This window comes from Brachybacterium sp. FME24 (genome assembly GCF_014897705.1).
In the GTDB taxonomy this organism is placed as follows: domain Bacteria; phylum Actinomycetota; class Actinomycetes; order Actinomycetales; family Dermabacteraceae; genus Brachybacterium.
In genome coordinates this window covers 148,920-164,933 of the sequence record NZ_JABUXV010000008.1, presented here as the reverse complement: position 1 = coordinate 164,933, position 16,014 = coordinate 148,920, and the positions used below count along the sequence as shown (strand labels likewise).

General features: G+C 67.7%; 16 protein-coding genes and 1 other RNA gene. 3 read left to right on the top strand and 14 right to left on the bottom strand.

Annotated features, from left to right (window positions below; all coding sequences use genetic code 11):
• Positions 1-366 precede the first annotated feature (366 nt).
• Positions 367-1,236, top strand: coding sequence for a sugar phosphate isomerase/epimerase (locus INT51_RS10975; RefSeq protein WP_193105338.1), 870 nt, complete (start codon positions 367-369; stop codon positions 1,234-1,236).
• A 124-nt stretch (positions 1,237-1,360) separates the two neighbouring features.
• Positions 1,361-3,391, top strand: coding sequence for a glycoside hydrolase family 3 N-terminal domain-containing protein (locus INT51_RS10970; protein WP_193105337.1), 2,031 nt, complete (start codon positions 1,361-1,363; stop codon positions 3,389-3,391).
• 71 nt (positions 3,392-3,462) lie between these two features.
• Here the strand turns inward: INT51_RS10970 and ssrA are convergent.
• Positions 3,463-3,833: a transfer-messenger RNA gene (ssrA, locus tag INT51_RS10965) on the bottom strand.
• Between the two features lie 213 nt (positions 3,834-4,046).
• On the opposite strand from ssrA, the gene INT51_RS10960 reads away from it, so the two are divergent.
• Positions 4,047-4,610, top strand: coding sequence for a hypothetical protein (locus tag INT51_RS10960; protein ID WP_193105336.1), 564 nt, complete (start codon positions 4,047-4,049; stop codon positions 4,608-4,610).
• Positions 4,611-4,632: 22 nt separating this feature from the next.
• Here the strand turns inward: INT51_RS10960 and smpB are convergent, their stop codons facing one another.
• The 13 genes from smpB to INT51_RS10895 all read right to left on the bottom strand — a co-directional run bounded on the left by smpB (position 4,633) and on the right by INT51_RS10895 (position 15,997).
• Positions 4,633-5,136: an SsrA-binding protein SmpB gene (gene smpB / locus INT51_RS10955; protein ID WP_193105335.1), complete on the bottom strand. Its 504-nt coding sequence runs from the start codon at positions 5,134-5,136 to the stop codon at positions 4,633-4,635.
• A 193-nt stretch (positions 5,137-5,329) separates the two neighbouring features.
• On the bottom strand, positions 5,330-6,661 hold the full coding sequence (locus INT51_RS10950; RefSeq protein WP_193105334.1) for a murein hydrolase activator EnvC: 1,332 nt from the start codon (positions 6,659-6,661) through the stop codon (positions 5,330-5,332).
• Between the two features lie 2 nt (positions 6,662-6,663).
• The gene (gene ftsX, locus INT51_RS10945) at positions 6,664-7,581 is read right to left on the bottom strand and encodes a permease-like cell division protein FtsX (RefSeq protein ID WP_193105333.1); all 918 of its coding nucleotides are present in this window, start codon (positions 7,579-7,581) and stop codon (positions 6,664-6,666) included.
• Positions 7,578-8,486, bottom strand: coding sequence for a cell division ATP-binding protein FtsE (gene ftsE / locus INT51_RS10940; protein ID WP_193105332.1), 909 nt, complete (start codon positions 8,484-8,486; stop codon positions 7,578-7,580). The genes ftsX and ftsE overlap by 4 nt, the downstream gene beginning before the upstream one ends.
• A 184-nt stretch (positions 8,487-8,670) precedes the next feature.
• Positions 8,671-9,786: a peptide chain release factor 2 gene (prfB, locus tag INT51_RS10935; protein WP_193105331.1), complete on the bottom strand. Its 1,116-nt coding sequence runs from the start codon at positions 9,784-9,786 to the stop codon at positions 8,671-8,673.
• A 72-nt stretch (positions 9,787-9,858) separates the two neighbouring features.
• Complete coding sequence (locus tag INT51_RS10930; protein ID WP_193105330.1) at positions 9,859-11,034, bottom strand: glycerate kinase; 1,176 nt, start codon at positions 11,032-11,034, stop codon at positions 9,859-9,861.
• On the bottom strand, positions 11,031-11,438 hold the full coding sequence (locus INT51_RS10925; RefSeq protein WP_226832232.1) for a pilus assembly protein TadG-related protein: 408 nt from the start codon (positions 11,436-11,438) through the stop codon (positions 11,031-11,033). The genes INT51_RS10930 and INT51_RS10925 overlap by 4 nt, the downstream gene beginning before the upstream one ends.
• A gap of 110 nt (positions 11,439-11,548) precedes the next feature.
• Positions 11,549-12,010, bottom strand: coding sequence for a hypothetical protein (locus INT51_RS10920; RefSeq protein ID WP_193105328.1), 462 nt, complete (start codon positions 12,008-12,010; stop codon positions 11,549-11,551).
• Between the two features lie 65 nt (positions 12,011-12,075).
• Complete coding sequence (locus INT51_RS10915) at positions 12,076-12,537, bottom strand: TadE family protein (protein WP_193105327.1); 462 nt, start codon at positions 12,535-12,537, stop codon at positions 12,076-12,078.
• Positions 12,538-12,564: 27 nt separating this feature from the next.
• Entirely contained in the window at positions 12,565-12,834 is a 270-nt protein-coding gene (locus INT51_RS10910; protein ID WP_193105326.1) for a hypothetical protein, read from the bottom strand.
• Between the two features lie 126 nt (positions 12,835-12,960).
• Positions 12,961-13,905, bottom strand: coding sequence for a type II secretion system F family protein (locus tag INT51_RS10905; protein WP_193105325.1), 945 nt, complete (start codon positions 13,903-13,905; stop codon positions 12,961-12,963).
• Positions 13,902-14,774 (bottom strand): type II secretion system F family protein, encoded by an 873-nt coding sequence (locus INT51_RS10900; RefSeq protein WP_193105324.1) that lies wholly within the window; start codon positions 14,772-14,774, stop codon positions 13,902-13,904. Before INT51_RS10900 ends, INT51_RS10905 begins: the two co-directional genes overlap by 4 nt.
• Complete coding sequence (locus INT51_RS10895) at positions 14,771-15,997, bottom strand: CpaF family protein (protein WP_193105323.1); 1,227 nt, start codon at positions 15,995-15,997, stop codon at positions 14,771-14,773. The genes INT51_RS10900 and INT51_RS10895 overlap by 4 nt, the downstream gene beginning before the upstream one ends.
• Positions 15,998-16,014: the final 17 nt, after the last annotated feature.

Here is a 16,014-nt window from a genome sequence, read left to right as displayed (position 1 = left end):
CTGACGCCTGGCTCGGGGCCCATTGCGCCTGGAGCCGCCCTACCCGGTCGGCGTCCACGGGCAGGTCGGCCGGCGGTGGAGCCGGAGCATTCCGCGTGACCAGGACGTCCCGCTCGGCAGGCAGGTCGTCCGAGGCGGGATCGCAGACCGTGCCAGGAACTGCGTCGGGTTCCCGGGGAGCACCTGGGGCCGGGTCGGAGGTCTGCATCGGTCCAGGGTACGAGGCCAGGTACCGATGACCGCCGCGGGCAACCATCGGCAAACTTCCGAGGACTCCCCCGCTGCTGGATATCGTGACAGGCACGTGAAGGGACGGCAGCTCCGTCCCCCGGGCGATGCGGCCCGGATCGACCTCAGGAGGTTCGCATGGCACGAATCGGTATCCAACTCATGATGCTCAAGGAACACGTGGCCGAGGAGGGCATCCTCCCCGTCCTCCAGCGGGTGAAGGACACAGGGTTCGACGTCGTCGAGGTCTCCCAGATCCCGATGACCGAGGAGAACGTCGCCGGGATGGAAGCCGCGCGCGAGGACCTCGGCATCGAGTACGCCGCGATCTCTGCGAAGACGTCGGCTCCCGCGGACAGCGAGGACCTGACCCTCGAGAAGCATTTCGACCTGCACGTCGAGCATGCCCGTCGCCTGGGAACCGACCTGCTCCGCATCGGCATGATGCCGATGAGCGCGATGGAGTCCCAGGAATCGTTCGACGCGTTCGCGCTCGAGGCGGATGGCTACGCCCGCCGGATGGCGGAAGCGGGCCTCAAGCTCAGCTACCACAACCACCACGTCGAGTTCGCGAAGCTCGGCGGCGTCACCCTGCTGGACCAGCTGCGTCAGAAGGCGCCGCACCTGCGATACGAGATCGACTGCCACTGGGTGCAGCGCGGCGGCAAGGACCCCGAGCGCACCCTCGCGGAGTTCGACGGGATCCTGGACCTCGTGCACCTCAAGGACTACCGCATCACCATGCCTCCTGCCGAGGTGCTCGACGCCGCCGCCGGCGGCGACCGGTCGGCCTTCGGTGAGTTCTGGGGCGGCGGGATCGTGCAGTTCGCCGAGGTCGGCGAGGGCACCCTGGACTGGAAGCGGGTCATCGACCAGGGCATCGCCTCCGGGGCCCGCTATCTGCTCATCGAGCAGGACCAGACCTACGGCCGCGACATCTTCGAATCACTCACGATGAGCCGCCGGCATCTGGTCTCCCTGGGGTTCGAACCGCTCATCACCGGTTGACCATGATCCCTGACGCAGCTCGTCGTGGCATGTCGCCGCGCCCGGCCTCGTTCTTCTGCGGTCGGCCCGGCCCGACCCGCAGCACTCTCCCGACCGCACCCGCGCACCCGTTCCAGGAGCACCCATGCCACAGCAGGCCTCTATCTCCTCCCGCGTCAAGCAGATCATCGAGGTCGACGGACTGCGCTTTCGCGACCTCGACGGTGACGGTGAGCTCACCCCGTTCGAGGACTGGCGGCTGGGTACGGCCGAGCGCGCCGCTGACCTCGCCTCGAGGATGTCGCCCGAGGAGAAGATCGGGCTGATGGTCATCAGCTCCCGGCCGATGGGCATCTCCCAGCACAATTCGGCGTTCACCAGCCACGACGGGGTGCTCGACGAGCAGTACCTGCCGATCAAGCTCGATCCGCACACCAGCGCGGGTCTCCCCTTCGAGGGGACCACCCAGATGATCGAGTCCCTGCACATGCGGCACTTCATCATGCGCGAGGAGCCCACCGGTTCACGGATCGCCACCTGGATCAATGCGATGAACGAGGTGGCCGAGGCGACCCGCTGGGGTATCCCGGTGGTCGTCGCCGCGAACTCGAAGAACGAGGCCGGCGGTTTCAAGATGGGCGCCACGCCTCAGGACCAGCCGTTCACGCAGTGGCCGGGCACTCTCGGTCTCGCCGCGACAGGTTCCCTCGAGGTCATCGAATCCTTCGCCGAGCATTCCCGCGCCGAATGGTTCGCCGCCGGACTGCGCAAGGGCTACATGTACATGGCCGACGTCTTCACCGACCCGCGCTGGTTCCGAGGCCAGGGGACCTTCGGCGAGGACCCTGCATTCGTCGCGTCGGCGATGGCGGCGATCGTGCGTGGTTTCCAGGGGGAGGATGGTCCGTCGGCCCAGGGCGTCGCCCTGACCACGAAGCACTTCCCCGGTGGAGGCGCCCGTGAGAACGGCACCGATCCGCACTACGCGGAGGGCAGCTTGAACATCTACCCGACGCCCGGATCCCTCGAGAAGTACCACCTTCCGCCGTTCCAGGCGGCGATCGAGGCCGGCACGTCGTCGATCATGCCGTACTACGCGATCCCCTCGGAGGAGAAGTCCTCGACCCCGCAGGGCCGCCTCACGGATTTCGAGCAGGTCGGCTTCGCCTTCAACCGTGAAGTCCTCGGCCTGCTGCGCGCCATGGGCCATCGCGGCTACATCAACTCCGACTCCGGCATCCTGTCGAAGATGGCCTGGGGCGTCGAGGACCTCACTCCGGCCGAGCGCGTCGGGCGGGCCGTCATGGCCGGCACCGATATGTTCGCCGACACCAATGACATCCTCTCCGTCCGTGAAGCCTTCGTCAGCGGACACTTCACCGCGGAGCGCCTCGACGAGGCGGCCCGACTGCTTCTCGAGGAGCTGTTCGCCCTCGGCCTGTTCGAGAACCCGTATGCGGATCCCGAGGAGGCGGACCGCGTGGTCGCGGGCGCCGAGGCGACGGCCGCGGCCGCGGAGGCGCACCGTCGCTCGGTGGTGCTCGCCAAGAACCACGACTCGACGCTGCCACTGCGGCCCGAGGTGCTCGCCGGGAGGACGGTCTATGTGGAGCTCATGGAGCAGGGCATCACCGTCAAGGCGCTCGATGCGCTGCGAGGGAAGCTCGAGCTGGCGCACCCCGAGATCGAGTTCACCACCGACTTCCGTCGCGCCGACGTCGCGATCGTGCTCATGAAGCCGTTCGTCGGCGCCTACTTCGAGTTCGTGGGCATCGCCGATCTCGCGATCGACGACCATTCGCAGGTGGACATCGCCAAGGTGCGCCAGATCCGCGAGAGCGTCGACACGATGGTCATCGGGCTGAACGCGATGTACCCGTGGCTGTTGGACTCGATCGAGCCCCTGGCCGACGGCCTGCTGATCGGCTTCGAATCCGATTACGCGACGGTGGTCGACGCGGCGCTCGGCGGCTACTCCCCCAGCGGACGCCTCCCGATCACGTTCCCGATCGATGCCGGCGCGATCGCCGTCGACGGGGAGGGCCGGTGCGCATCCCCGAACGATGTGCCCGGCTACGCCAAGGAACAGCATATGGACGGGCGCCCGTACGTCTACGTCGACGCGGACGGGAACCGCTACCAGTTGGGACACGGGCTGACCTACGACGCCTGCTGATCTCGGGCATGAAGAAGGCCCCCTCCCCCGCGCATCAGCGCAGGTGAGGGGGCCTTTCATAGTGAGTGCAATGGTGGAGCCGGCGGGAATCGAACCCGCGTCCGATAGTGCGGAGCCAGGGCTTCTCCGGGCGCAGTCCGTTTTAGCGTTTTCTCAGTCCCGACGATCGTACGGACGCGTCGTCGACGGACTCAGTCACTCTGAGGTGTTCATCCGACCTCGATGACGAAGGTCGGCAGCAGTGGCTCCTTAGATGATGGAACGATCCGGGTCAGGAGCAAACCCGGGGTTCCAGACTGCTAACGCTGATCAGGCAGCGAGAGCGAAGTCAGTGCGCTTTGGTTCGGCACTTGTTGTTTTCCAGAGGACATTAACGAGATGACTCTGGATTCTCGGCCCGCTTCCCCTTGCTGGACAACTACCGTCGAAACCGATCGGCCCCTAGCATGGGTCTGCAGCACAGAAATCGACGGTCCTGAAGGACCGTCCTTGCACTCACTCTTCAGTTGTCAACATCCCACTGACGCACGGCGAACCGGTACGTCGTGGAACGAGTCTACCTCGACCGGGCCGCGATCTGAAGTCAATATTCCTCAGCTCACGGCGAAGCCGCCGCACCCTGGACCACGAGGGCCACTCGCGCCATGATGGCGTGATGATCGCATTCTCCGCAGCAGGCGTGCAGGTGACTCTCGATGATGACACCCTGCGGGAAGTGGTCGAGGAGCCGGCCGCCCTCGCCGACTGGTGTGCGACGAACCCGCAGGACCCCAGAACGGTCGCCTATCTGAGGATGCTCGGCCGGCTGGACGAGGCCGCGATCGCAGGTCGCCGCTCTCTCGAGGACACCGGTCTTCCCGCACTGGTGCGCGCGGTTCGACGCACCCGCTATGCGCACGTCCTGCAATGGCAGGGGGCTTTCCTCCCTGCCGAGGAGCAGCTCGACCTGGCGGCGGAGGAGACCGGGTTCGACGACCCGACGTCGACGTCCTCCTTGTCCGTGCTCGCCGCTGTGTTCCAGCATCGCGCGAAGTGCCGGTTCGAGCATGCGCTCTCCGAGCGGGACGGGGGCCGGAACCTCGCCATGACCGCGTTGTGGGAATCGGCCCTCGAGGACGCGCGCAGGGCCCTCTTCATGCGAGAGAACCTCGGCGACGCGGAGGAGAGCCTGCTCGACTCGACCCGTCAGACGCTGGCGCGACTGGAGCGCCGCGCTTGACGACGCGGACCTGACCGGATGGTCAGGCCAGCTCGCGCTGACGCATCGCCCGCTGCGCCTCACGCAGGTCCTGCTTCTCGCGCAGGGTCTGCCGCTTGTCCCATTCCTTCTTGCCGCGTGCGAGGCCGATGACGACCTTTGCGTGCGAGCCCAGGAAGTACATCTGCAGAGGGACGATCGTGAAGCCCTTCTCGCGTGACTTGCTCGCGAGCTTCTCGATCTCCTGCTTGTGCATGAGCAGCTTGCGCTTGCGGCGTGCAGCGTGGTTCGTCCAGGTGCCCTTCACGTACGGCGCGATGTGCACAGTATCCATCCACACCTCGCCACCTTCGACGAAGCAGTAGCCGTCGACCAGGGAGGCACCGCGGTCGCGCAGTGACTTCACCTCGGTGCCGGTGAGCACGATGCCGGCTTCCCAGGTCGCGTCGATGTAGTAGTCGTGATACGCCCGCTTGTTCGAGGCGATGAGCTTCTTCGGGGGGCCCTCCTCCGTGGCGTCCTTCTTCGCCGCCTTCTTGGCCGCCATGGGGTCCCTCCGCTCCGCAGTCGATCTGCTGTTCGTGGTCCGATCGGGCTCGTGCCACGACCGGATGTCTCAGCTTACGCGGTGGTCACCGCAGCGCGCGAGCGAATATGGCCCGCCCGACTCGTGTTCGCGATGGGAGAAGCGGTGTCACGGACTCGCCCAGAAGATCGTGAGCGCACCGTGGTCGCGCCGATCAGATGTAGTTGGTCGGATTGATCGAGTTGCCATCTTCCTGGATCTCGAAGTGGAGATGGCAACCGGTCGACGAGCCGGTGGTGCCCACATAGCCGACAGTCTCCCCGGCGGAGACCTGCGCACCCACCGGCAAGGCGTAGCTCTGCAGGTGGTGGTAGGAGCTGGTGACCAGCTTCCCGTTGTGGATGCCGTGACTGAGGATGATCTTGTTGCCAGCGCCGCTGTTGTAGGTGCGAGCAATCACTCGACCGGAATGCGTGGAGCCCACAGCCGTCCCGCAGGCCGACGGGAAGTCGACTCCCGCGTGGAGTTTGCGGGTGTGGTAGATCGGGTGGTAGCGCCACCCGAAATTCGAGTTCAGGCGGTCGTTGACGGGATAGACCCATCCGCCGCCGGTGTTCGCGGAGGAGTTCGACGAGTCCCCGCCGCTGTCCTTCGGAGGCTGCTCCTCCTGCTGCTCCTGCTGACGTGCGCGTTCTTCGCGCTCGCGTTCCTGGCTCGCGAGCTCCTCGATCTCCTCATCGAGCGTGGAGCTGCGGGTCTCCAGGTTCGCCTCGTCCTCCTGGTACTTCACCTTCTTGGCCTCGAGATCGTCCCGCTGGCTCTGCTGGGTGGCGTACAGCGCGTCAAGATCAGCCTTCGCGGTGGCCGCGGCCTCTTCGGCCGTGGTGGTGCGCTCCACGGCTGCCTCGGCCTCGAGCTTGAGGGCGTCGATCTCCTCGCGCACGGCGGTGAGGCGGTCCGCGGAGTTCTCGGTGACTGCCTGATCGGAGCGCAGGGTATCGAGCCGGCTGCCCTGGGAGGCCATCGTGATCCGATAATTCATGGACCGGTCCACGGTGTCCTGCGGGCTTCCCCCGCCGATGTAGATGGTCGAAGGGCTGGGCAGACCGCCGCCCTTGTAGGCGGAGAGCGCCACTTCGGCGAGCTCGTCATCGCTGCGGTCGACCTCGTCCTGCCCGGTCTCGACGTCGCCCGAGAGCTCCTTCTCCTCGTCCTGGGCTGCGGTGAGCCGCTCACCGGTCAACTGGTCCTCCTCCCGTGCGAGGGCCAGTTCTGCCTGGGCATCCTCAAGCTCCTGCTGGGCCTGCGGGATCATCAGCTCGGTCTCGGCCAGGGCCAGGTACGTGTCGGCGAGCTCCTCGTTGACTCCGCCGAGCTCGATGCGGAGGTCCTCCAGCTCCTGATCGATGGTGGCGCGCTCGGCGACCTTGTCATCCTTGTCTCCGTCGGCGGAGGCCGACGGCATCGGACCGGCCAGCATCGGGGTGAGGACCAGCATCGCGGTGACGATGATGGTCAAGGGACGATGCAGGATGCTCTGGGACATGCTCACACCTTCAGGTAACGGTTCAAGGAGACCACCGAGGAGGCGATCGAGAGCACGGCGCCCGCAGCGATCAGCACCGGTGCCGCCCAGATCAGGTCGGCCACCCCGACCGTGATGAGTTCGTTGCCGAGCGTCGGGGCGAGCCATCCCTGGACGAGGTAGTGCAGTCCCATCCACAGCATCCCTGATGCTATGACTCCGCCGATGATCGCCGCAACGGCTCCCTCCAGCAGGAACGGGAGTCGGATGAAGAGGTTCGAGGCCCCGACCAGGCGCATGATCGCGATCTCCCGGCGGCGATTGGCGACGGACATGCGGATCGTCGTGGCGACCAGCAGCAGGGCTGCGATCAGCATCAGCACGGCCAGGCCGAGCGCGAACAGGGTGGACTGGTTCAGCACGTCGATGAACGGAGCGAAGGCGCTGAGGAGGTCGGTGACCTCATCGACGCCGTCGCGGCCCTGGAAGAATTCGACGACCGCAGCGGACTCGTCCGCGTTCTTCAGGGTGATGTGGAAGGAGACGGGCATGTCCTCGGCGGTGAAGTTCGAGACGAATCCTTCCCCCGCGAACTGCTCCTGATAGATCGTGAGTGCCTCGTCCGAGGTGCGCTCGTCGTAGGAGGCGATGTACGGCGAGAGCACGTCGCCGTCGAGAGCCTGTCGTACAGAATCGATCTGCGCATCTGTCGCCGCCCCTCCCGCGCACGACGCGGCCGTGGAATGCGGTGAGCACAGATAGATCGTCACCTGGGACTGCTCGACCAGGGTCTCCTTCATGTCCATGATCTGCTTCTGCATCAGCAATCCGGTGCCGACGAACGTCAACGAGACCGCCGTGACGATGACGACGGAGATCACCATGGCAATATTCCGCCAGAGACCGGTGAAGATCTCCCCGAGGATGTAGCGCGCTCTCATCGCCGCTCCTCCTCGTCCTCATCGTCGGCGAACGCGTCGTCGACCTGATCCAGCTGGGCATCGCGTTCGTCGATCAGTTCCTCGTCCAGGACATCCGAGACATCCTGGTGCTCCTCGCTGGGCTGCTCGGGCCGACCCTGGTCCTCCGGGTCGTCCAGCGGGTGCTCGGCGCGATGTTCGGAATCGTCGGGCAGATTGCCGGAGATGACGCTGGCAGAAGCCACCGTCTCGTAGAGACCGCCCTCCTCGTCACGGACCACCTTGCCGCCGACCATCTCGACGACGCGTCGCTGCATCCGATCCACGGCCGACTGGTCGTGGGTGGCCATGACCACAGTGGTGCCCCGCTCATTGATCTCGGCGAGCAGATCCAGGATGCCCTCTGCGGTCGAGGGATCGAGGTTGCCCGTCGGCTCGTCGGCCAGCAGGATCGAGGGCCTGTTGACGTAGGCGCGGGCGATGGCCACGCGTTGCTGCTCACCGCCGGAGAGCTCGTGCGGCAGCCGCTTCCCCTTGTCCTCGAGTCCGACCATCTCCAGCATCTCGGGCACCAGGTGGCGCACCACCTTGCGCGGGGTGCCGATCACGGCGAGGGCGAACTCGATGTTCTGGTAGGCGGTCTTCGACGGGAGCAGACGGAAGTCCTGGAACACCATGCCGATGTCGCGGCGCAGCGCCGGCACCCGCCAGGACGAGATCCGTGACAGATCCCGTCCGGCCACGTAGACCGTGCCCCGGGTGGGGGTGGTCTCCTTGAGCACCATGCGCATCATGGTGGACTTCCCGGAGCCGGAGGCCCCGACGAGGAAGACGAACTCCCCACGGGAGAACTCGATGTCGAGATTCTCCACCGCGGGGTACTGGCCTCGCATGTACGTCTTGGTGACGTTGTCGAAACGGATCACAGGTGCCTGTTCACATCGGGAAAGTCGTGCCCTGTCAGCGTAGAGGCGCGGGAGGGCGAATAACCGGAGGAGAGGTGACAGGCAGGGTCAAAACCTGGTCAAGCCCGGGTGCGAGTCGTCACGTCCGGCACCAGCGGACCGGGCCCGTTGCGCGAGCACGGCTCGCCGACGCCGAACCCTTCGCTCAGGAGTCGAGCTTGCCCTGCTCTGCGCGCCAGCGGATGCCGGCGTCGATGAACTCGTCGATCTCGCCGTCGAAGACCGAAGAGGGGTTGCCCTCCTGGTACTCGGTGCGCAGGTCCTTGACCATCTGATACGGGTTCAGGACGTAGGACCGCATCTGGTCGCCCCAGCTGGCCTTGACGTTCCCGGCCAGCTCCTTGCGCTCAGCAGCTTCCTCGGCCTTCTTCAGCAGCAGCAGGCGGGACTGCATGACCCGCAGCGCGGCGGCACGGTTCTGGATCTGCGATTTCTCGTCCTGCATGGAGACCACGGTGCCGGTGGGGAGGTGAGTCATGCGCACCGCGGAGTCCGTCGTGTTCACGGACTGGCCGCCCGGGCCGGAGGAGCGGAACACGTCGACCTTGAGGTCGTTCTCGGGGATCTCGACGAAGTCGGTGGACTCGATCAGCGGGATCACCTCGACGGCGGCGAAGGAGGTCTGACGGCGACCCTGGTTGTCGAAGGGGCTGATGCGCACCAGGCGGTGCGTGCCGCCCTCGACGGACAGGGTGCCGTAGGCGAAGGGCACGGAGACCTCGAAGGTGACGGACTTCAGTCCGGCCTCCTCCGCGTAGGACGTGTCCATGACCTTGGTGGCGTAGCCGTGGCGCTCCGCCCAGCGCAGGTACATGCGCAGGAGCATCTCGGCGAAGTCGGCGGCATCGATGCCGCCGGCGCCGGCGCGGATGGTGACCACGGCATCGCGCTCGTCGTACTCGCCGGCCAGCAGTGTGCGCACCTCGAGCTCGTCGAGGGTCTTGTGGATCGAGACCAGCTCGCGCTCGGCCTCGGCGAGGGTGTCGGCGTCGTCCTCCTCGGCAGCGAGCTGGACCATGACTTCGATGTCCTCGATGCGGTGGGAGAGCTCGCTGATGCGGCGACGCTCCGACTGCGCATGGGACAGGGCCGAGGAGACCTTCTGGGCATTGTCGACGTCATCCCAGAGGTCCTGGGACGACGCCTGCTCCTCCAGGTCGGCGATCTTGGCGTCGAGCGCCTCGATGTCCGTCACCTGTTCGATCGAGGACAAGGTCGACCGGAGCTGGGGGATCTCTGCGGAGAAGTCGATGGAAGCCACGAGCGCAGAGTCTACGGCAGGTGCCCGGATCGGGCCGACGGGACGGCTCGTACCCATCGTCGTCGGTTCGTGTCACATCGTGAGCGGACCCGGCAACTCCGCCGCGGCGTGATCGTCTCTGCCAGGTACGCCGGCGAGCCAGCTCCCGAGGTCACGACCGACTTCGACCAGCCACTCCCGGGCATGGGCGATCGCCTGCTCGGGGGAACCTGCCCGGGTGACGAGGTCCCAGGTACGGGTGATGCCTGCCTCCTGCAGCGTCGCAGGGTCCAGGGTGATGACACCGGCCACTGCGGCCACCGGGAGCCCCTGAGCGTGTGCTCGCCGCGCGACCTCCGCGGGCCCCTTGCCCTGCAGGGTCTGATGGTCCAGTTTCCCCTCCCCCGTGACCACCACGTCGGCGCGGGCGAGCAGCGCGTCGACGCCGACCAGTTCGAAGACAGCGTCGGCCCCGGAGCGCTGCTGGGCTCCGAGCAGGAACAAGGCGTACCCGGTTCCTCCGGCGGCGCCAGCCCCCGCCTGATCACGGTGGTTCTGCTGTGGATCCAGAAGTGCGGCGGCCGCCGCGAGCACCCGGTCGGCCTCGTCGACATCGTCGTTGGTGAGGCCCTTCTGCGGGCCGTACACGGCCGCCGCTCCCTGCGTGCCGAGCAGGGGGTTGGTGACGTCGCTGGCCGCGATCAGAGTCACGCCCTCGAGAGCGGCGAGCGCAGGAGCGAGATCTGCGGACGCCAGAGTGGCCAGCCCGTCGATCCCGGGAGCGATGTCGACGCCCTCGGCGGTGAGCAGGTGCGCGCCGAGCCCCTGCAGCAGGCCGGCGCCGGCGTCCGTGGAGGAGCTCCCTCCCAGACCGACCATGACGGTGCGGGCACCGGCCGTGGCGGCGGCGAGGATCAGCTCGCCCAGACCACGGGTGGAGGCTGTGCGCGGAGCAAGGACATCACCGGGAAGGGCCCGCAGGCCGACGACTTCGGCGAGCTCGACCACGGCCACGTCCCCGGCGAGCGCCCACTGCGCGGTGCGCGGATGTCCCGTGGGTCCGGTCACCGTGGTGGTACGGCTCAGCGAGCCGGCGGCGAGCGCGGCGTCGACGGTGCCGTCGCCCCCGTCCGCGATCGGGCAGGACAGCAGCTGCACCTGGGGTGCGCTCTGCGCGATGCCGCGGCTGAGGGCGTCCACGACCTCGGCGGCGCTGAGCGTTCCCTTGAACTTGTCGGGTGCGAGCAGCGCAGTGATCGTGGGGGTCATCGGGCTCTGGCCTCTCCGTGGACGGTCAGGGGGATCGATGTCCCCGTCCCCCGGGTGAACCATCCTGCCAGGGGCGGGTGGGTCCGCGCGGCCAGGACCACGCGGACGGTGCCGTCGACGTCGACGGAGACATCGGCGATGCGCAGATCCTCGGTGCGGCTGGTGTCCAGGGGGTACTCGCGCAGGTGATCCTGCGCTGCCCGTCGCGCGGATTCTGCGTGGATCGCGGCGCCGTCTCCGGAGGCGTAGATGCGCACCGGGTCCACCGCCTGCGAGGCGGCCAGGGCGGCGCTGTCCGCGGCGTGCTGCAGCTCGGTGCGCTCGAGGTGGACGCCGGTGATCGCCGTCCCGACACCGATGACCATGAGGATGACGACGAGCACGCCTGTGGTCAGGATGGTCATGGATCCGCGTGCGTCCAGCAGCCTCGAACGGAGCCGAGCACCAGCGCTGGATCCGTGGCGATCGGACGGCGGCAGTGGTCCCGCCGGGCCGCATGCTGTGCGCCGCGCCATCAGGTCCCCACCCGGTACTGGTCGACCTGCACGGCGTGGACGGCGCCGACGGCGACCGGCCCGGTGTCACCGAGGATCGGACCGAGGCCCGGCACCGGGACGGGGATGCGCACCTGTGCGGTGACCGTGCCTCCGGGGGTCGAGCAGGGGTCCTCGCTGCAGCTGATCGAGACGACGTCGCTCGCCCCGAGCCGATAGTCCTCGAGGACCAGGGCGGTGTGCTGCTGGGTGCGCTGAGCAGCACGATGCGGGTCGCCCTCGACGGCGTGGATGCGCGCGGCGTCACGAGCGATGGTGTCCGCCGCGAACACTGCTGCTTGGACGGAGCCCAGGGTGAGCACGAGGTAGAGCGACGGGATCAGCAGCGCGGCCGAGAGCACGACGAACTCGACGATCGTGTTGCCGTCCTCTGCTCGAAGTCTGCTGGGAGTCGGTGAGCGTCGATGTCGCGGCCCGATCATGGGGCCGACATCGCTGCTGCCGCCACGCGCAGGACTGACCGGTGACCTCCCCCGCCCTGCCCGGATCACCAGGACTCCTCGTCGAGGGCTCGGCCCTCCACGCTCATGGCCCCGGCGGGCCCGAACAGCCCCACCAGCGGAAGCGTCGCACTGATCTCCACTTCGATGGTTCCGTCGGCGCTCTGGACGGCAGTGGAGTCGACCTGGAAGGAGCTGCCGAAGCGATCCTCGATCAGCTGCTCGGCGCGCTCCGCGCCGTCCTCGGGCGCCGCACCCACGAGAGCCGCATGATGGGCGCCTTGGACCGCCGCGTCGATGAGCGTGTTGCGGGTGTGCACGATCAGTGCCGCCTGCACCACTCCCAGGGCGATCACGATGATCAGTACCGCGACCATCGGGAACTCGGCGACGGCCGACCCCTCCTCTGCGCGCAGCGCCCGGGCGAGCCGTCGACCTCTGCGCGCGCGAGAACCCTGGCCTGCCGAGAGGGACCGGTCAGCGGGGTCGGGCTCCGAGGTGATCAACATGGCAGGGGTGCTCGAGCGCGCTGCCGCTCAGAGACTTCCACCGAGGAACGGCGCCATGGCGTTCTCGAAGATCTGCACGATCTGGTCCGAGGCGACGGCCCACAGGGCCACGACGATCCCAGCGGTCATGAGCGTGATGAGGACCCAGCCGGGCACGTCCCCTCGGTCGGAGCCCAGACGTGCGATCAGCCGCGCTGCGAGACCGGGCCGACCCGACGCATCGACCTGACCGGGAGATGTGGTGAGTGCGCGGGCGCGGCGGGGCGAACGGTGGAGTCGGGTTCGGTGGACGGTCATATCGGCCTCCTCGGCTGATGATCCGGACGGGTGCCCGGGGTGGTCGGAATGAGACTGCTGGTGATGCTGGTCTGCGGTGATGCGCGTGTCGGGAACGATTTCGGTCCTGTGGACGGATGGGATCGCTCAGAGGGATATCTCCAGGACGGCCAAGCCCGGGAAGATCGCGAAGACGATCACCAGGGGCATCACGAAGAACACGACGGGCATGAGCATGTAGATCTCGCGGCGACCGGCGGTTTCCATCAGATCCCGTTTCGAGGACTCTCGGGCGTCCTGCGCCTGCGCACGCAGCACGTCGGCCAGGGGCGTTCCGCGCTCGATCGCCACGGAGACTCCTTCTCCGAACCGCGCCAGGGACTGCAGGGGCGTGCGTGTGCCCATCGAGGTGAGCGCCTGGGACACGCTGGTGCCGGACCGGATGTCGGCGACTGTTGCCGCGAACTCCTCGGGCAGTGCCCCGGACGAGGTCCGGGCGACCCGTTCCATCGCAGCGATCGGGCTCTCTCCTGCCGCGACGGCGAGGGCGAGCAGGTCGGCGACGGTAGGGAACTCGCGCGCCATCCGCGAGGCCCGGCGTGTGATCTCAACTCCCAGAAGATAGTCCCGCAGGAGCACTCCTGACAGCGCACCGAGGGCCACGATGAACAGACCCAGCAGCGGACTGGCGCCTCGCGTGCCGATCGCGACCAGGGCGACGGCCACGCCGGCGAGAAGACCGATCACGCCGAGGATGACCTGCTCGATGCGGAACGAATCGGTGGAGGAGCGACGACCGGCAAGACGGAGTCGGCTCTCGAGCTGATCGGCCCCTCCGGTGAGCCGCTCGAGAACGCCCAGGATGCGGTGCGCGATCGGACCCATCAGATTCTCCAGCACCAGACGGGCGCGACTCGTGCTGACCGGGGTGTTGAACAGCGACGCCGTGCGCGATCGTCGCAGATAGGGGTCGATGCGCGCGGCGAGATCCCGCGACCGCAGCCAGGGCAGCTGGCCGCCGATGAGCGCCAAGCCGGTGCCGAGCAGCAAGCCCAGCAGCGCCCCGATCAGGACTGTTCCGGAATCGATCATCTCAGCACCCGCTCGTCCTGCGGGAGGCGCGCGATCTGCAGCATGACGCGATAGGCGATCAAGGAGACCGCCGCACCGATGACGATCATCGCCATTCCCATCGGGGAGTCATACGCCTGCGCGGCTTGCGGCCGGGTCGACATCAGCGCCAGCACCAGCCAGGGTGCGGCGAGCGCGAGCCGTGCTGCGTTGACCGTCCAGGACTGCCGTGCCTCCAGCTCGGCCCTGGTTCGAGCATCCTCCCGGAGAAACGCGGCGAGAGTACGCAGGAGCCCGCCGAGATCGGTGCCACCGACATCGCGGGTGATCCGCAGCGCCTCGACGATTCGGTCGCCGACCGGGTCCGCAAGGCGCACCTTGAGCCGGTCGAGGCAGCCTGCGAAGTCACCGCTGGCCTGATAGTCCAGGGAGAACTCATGGAACGCCGGACGCAGCTCCTCCGGTCCTTTTCTGCCCAGCTGCACCAGTGCCTCGGGGAGGGAGAGCCCGGCACGGATCGCGGAATTGACGTGGTCGACCGCCTCCGGCCAGACCTCGCGCATGGCCGTCGCGCGGCGGCGGGCGGCGGAACGCAAGAACACCACCGGCAGCACCGTCGATGCCGCACCGATGGCCAAGGAGGGGACGACGGCGCTGGATATCGCCCACAACGTCGCCGCGATCACGAGCCCGAGCCCTGCGCTGAGGGCCGGCACCGCGACCGGAGGGACCGAGGTGAGTCCGACGGTGACCAGGTCGTCGCGCAGGCGATCCATGATCCAGCCGATCCGGCCGCGCCGGGGCTCCTGCCCCTCCTGCTCCCAGAGGGACCACCAGATCGCGAGCAGGCCGAGCCCGCCGATGAGTCCGAGGAACGCGCCGTCGCTCATGCCGCCTCCGCGCGTCCCAGCAGTGCCGTCAGGTCGTGCCCGGCGCGGACGAACCGATCAGCATGAGGAGGGTGGCCGTCCCCCCGCACGAGCCGATCGCCCCGCAGGGAGAACAGCTCGGAGATCTCGATGATCTCGTCCTCCACACGGCCGCTGAGACCGACGATCTCTCGCACCCGGCGGCGGCCGTCTGCCAGCATGTCAAGGTGCACGACGAGGTCGATGGAGCTGGCGACAGTGGGGACCACGAAGCGACTGGAGACGTTCTCCCCGGCGAGCAGTGGGAGCGTGCAGAGCTTGGTGACGGCGTCACGGGCCGAGTTGGCATGGATCGACGCGAGCCCCGGAAGTCCGCTGTTGAGGGCGATCAGCATGTCCAGGGTCTCGGCTTCGCGCACCTCTCCGACGATGATGCGGCTGGGCCTCATGCGCAGCGCCTCTTTCACCAGACGGCGCATGGAGATCTCGCCGGTCCCCTCGAGGTTCGCCTGCCGGGTCTGCATGGCGACCACGTCGCGCAGGCCCAGATCCAGCTCGAAGACCTCCTCGATCGTGACGACGCGCTCGCGCGCACCGACCGATTGCGCGAGACAGCGCAGGAAGGTCGTCTTGCCCGCACCGGTCGCGCCACTGGCGACGACGTTGAGACCCGAGGCAATCGCCGCGTCGAGGAAGTCGGCGGCCTGCGTGGTGAGGGACCCGAGGGCGACCAGCCCCTGGAGGTCGTAGGCCTTGGCCACGAATTTTCTGATGTTGATGGCCCAGTGGGTGCGCGTCACGCTGGGGATCACCACATGGAGACGCGACCCGTCGGGCAGCAGGGCGTCCACGAAGGGCGTGCTCAGATCCAGTCGGCGCCCGGAGCTCACCAGCATCCGTTCGACGATCCCGCGGACCTCGGTATCGCTGAGCACGATCGTGGTCAGCTCGCTGCGCCCGTTGCGGGCGCAGAAGACCTGGCTCGGTGAGTTCAGCCAGATCTCTTCGACGGTCGGATCGTCCAGCATCTCCTGGAGGGGGCCGAAACCTCCGATCCGGGCCGCGACCTCGGCGACCATGGTGTCGTCGTCGTGAAGGACGGGGACCTCGCCTGAGGACGAACGGTGATCGTAGTCCGCGACGACCTCGCGGATCAGCGGCTCGAGCTGATCGGCGCGCGCATCGAGGCCGCGCCGTCGGATCAGCTCGCGTGATTCGGCCTCGATGATGGTGGCGGTGTCCATCCAGTCCCCTCCCGGCC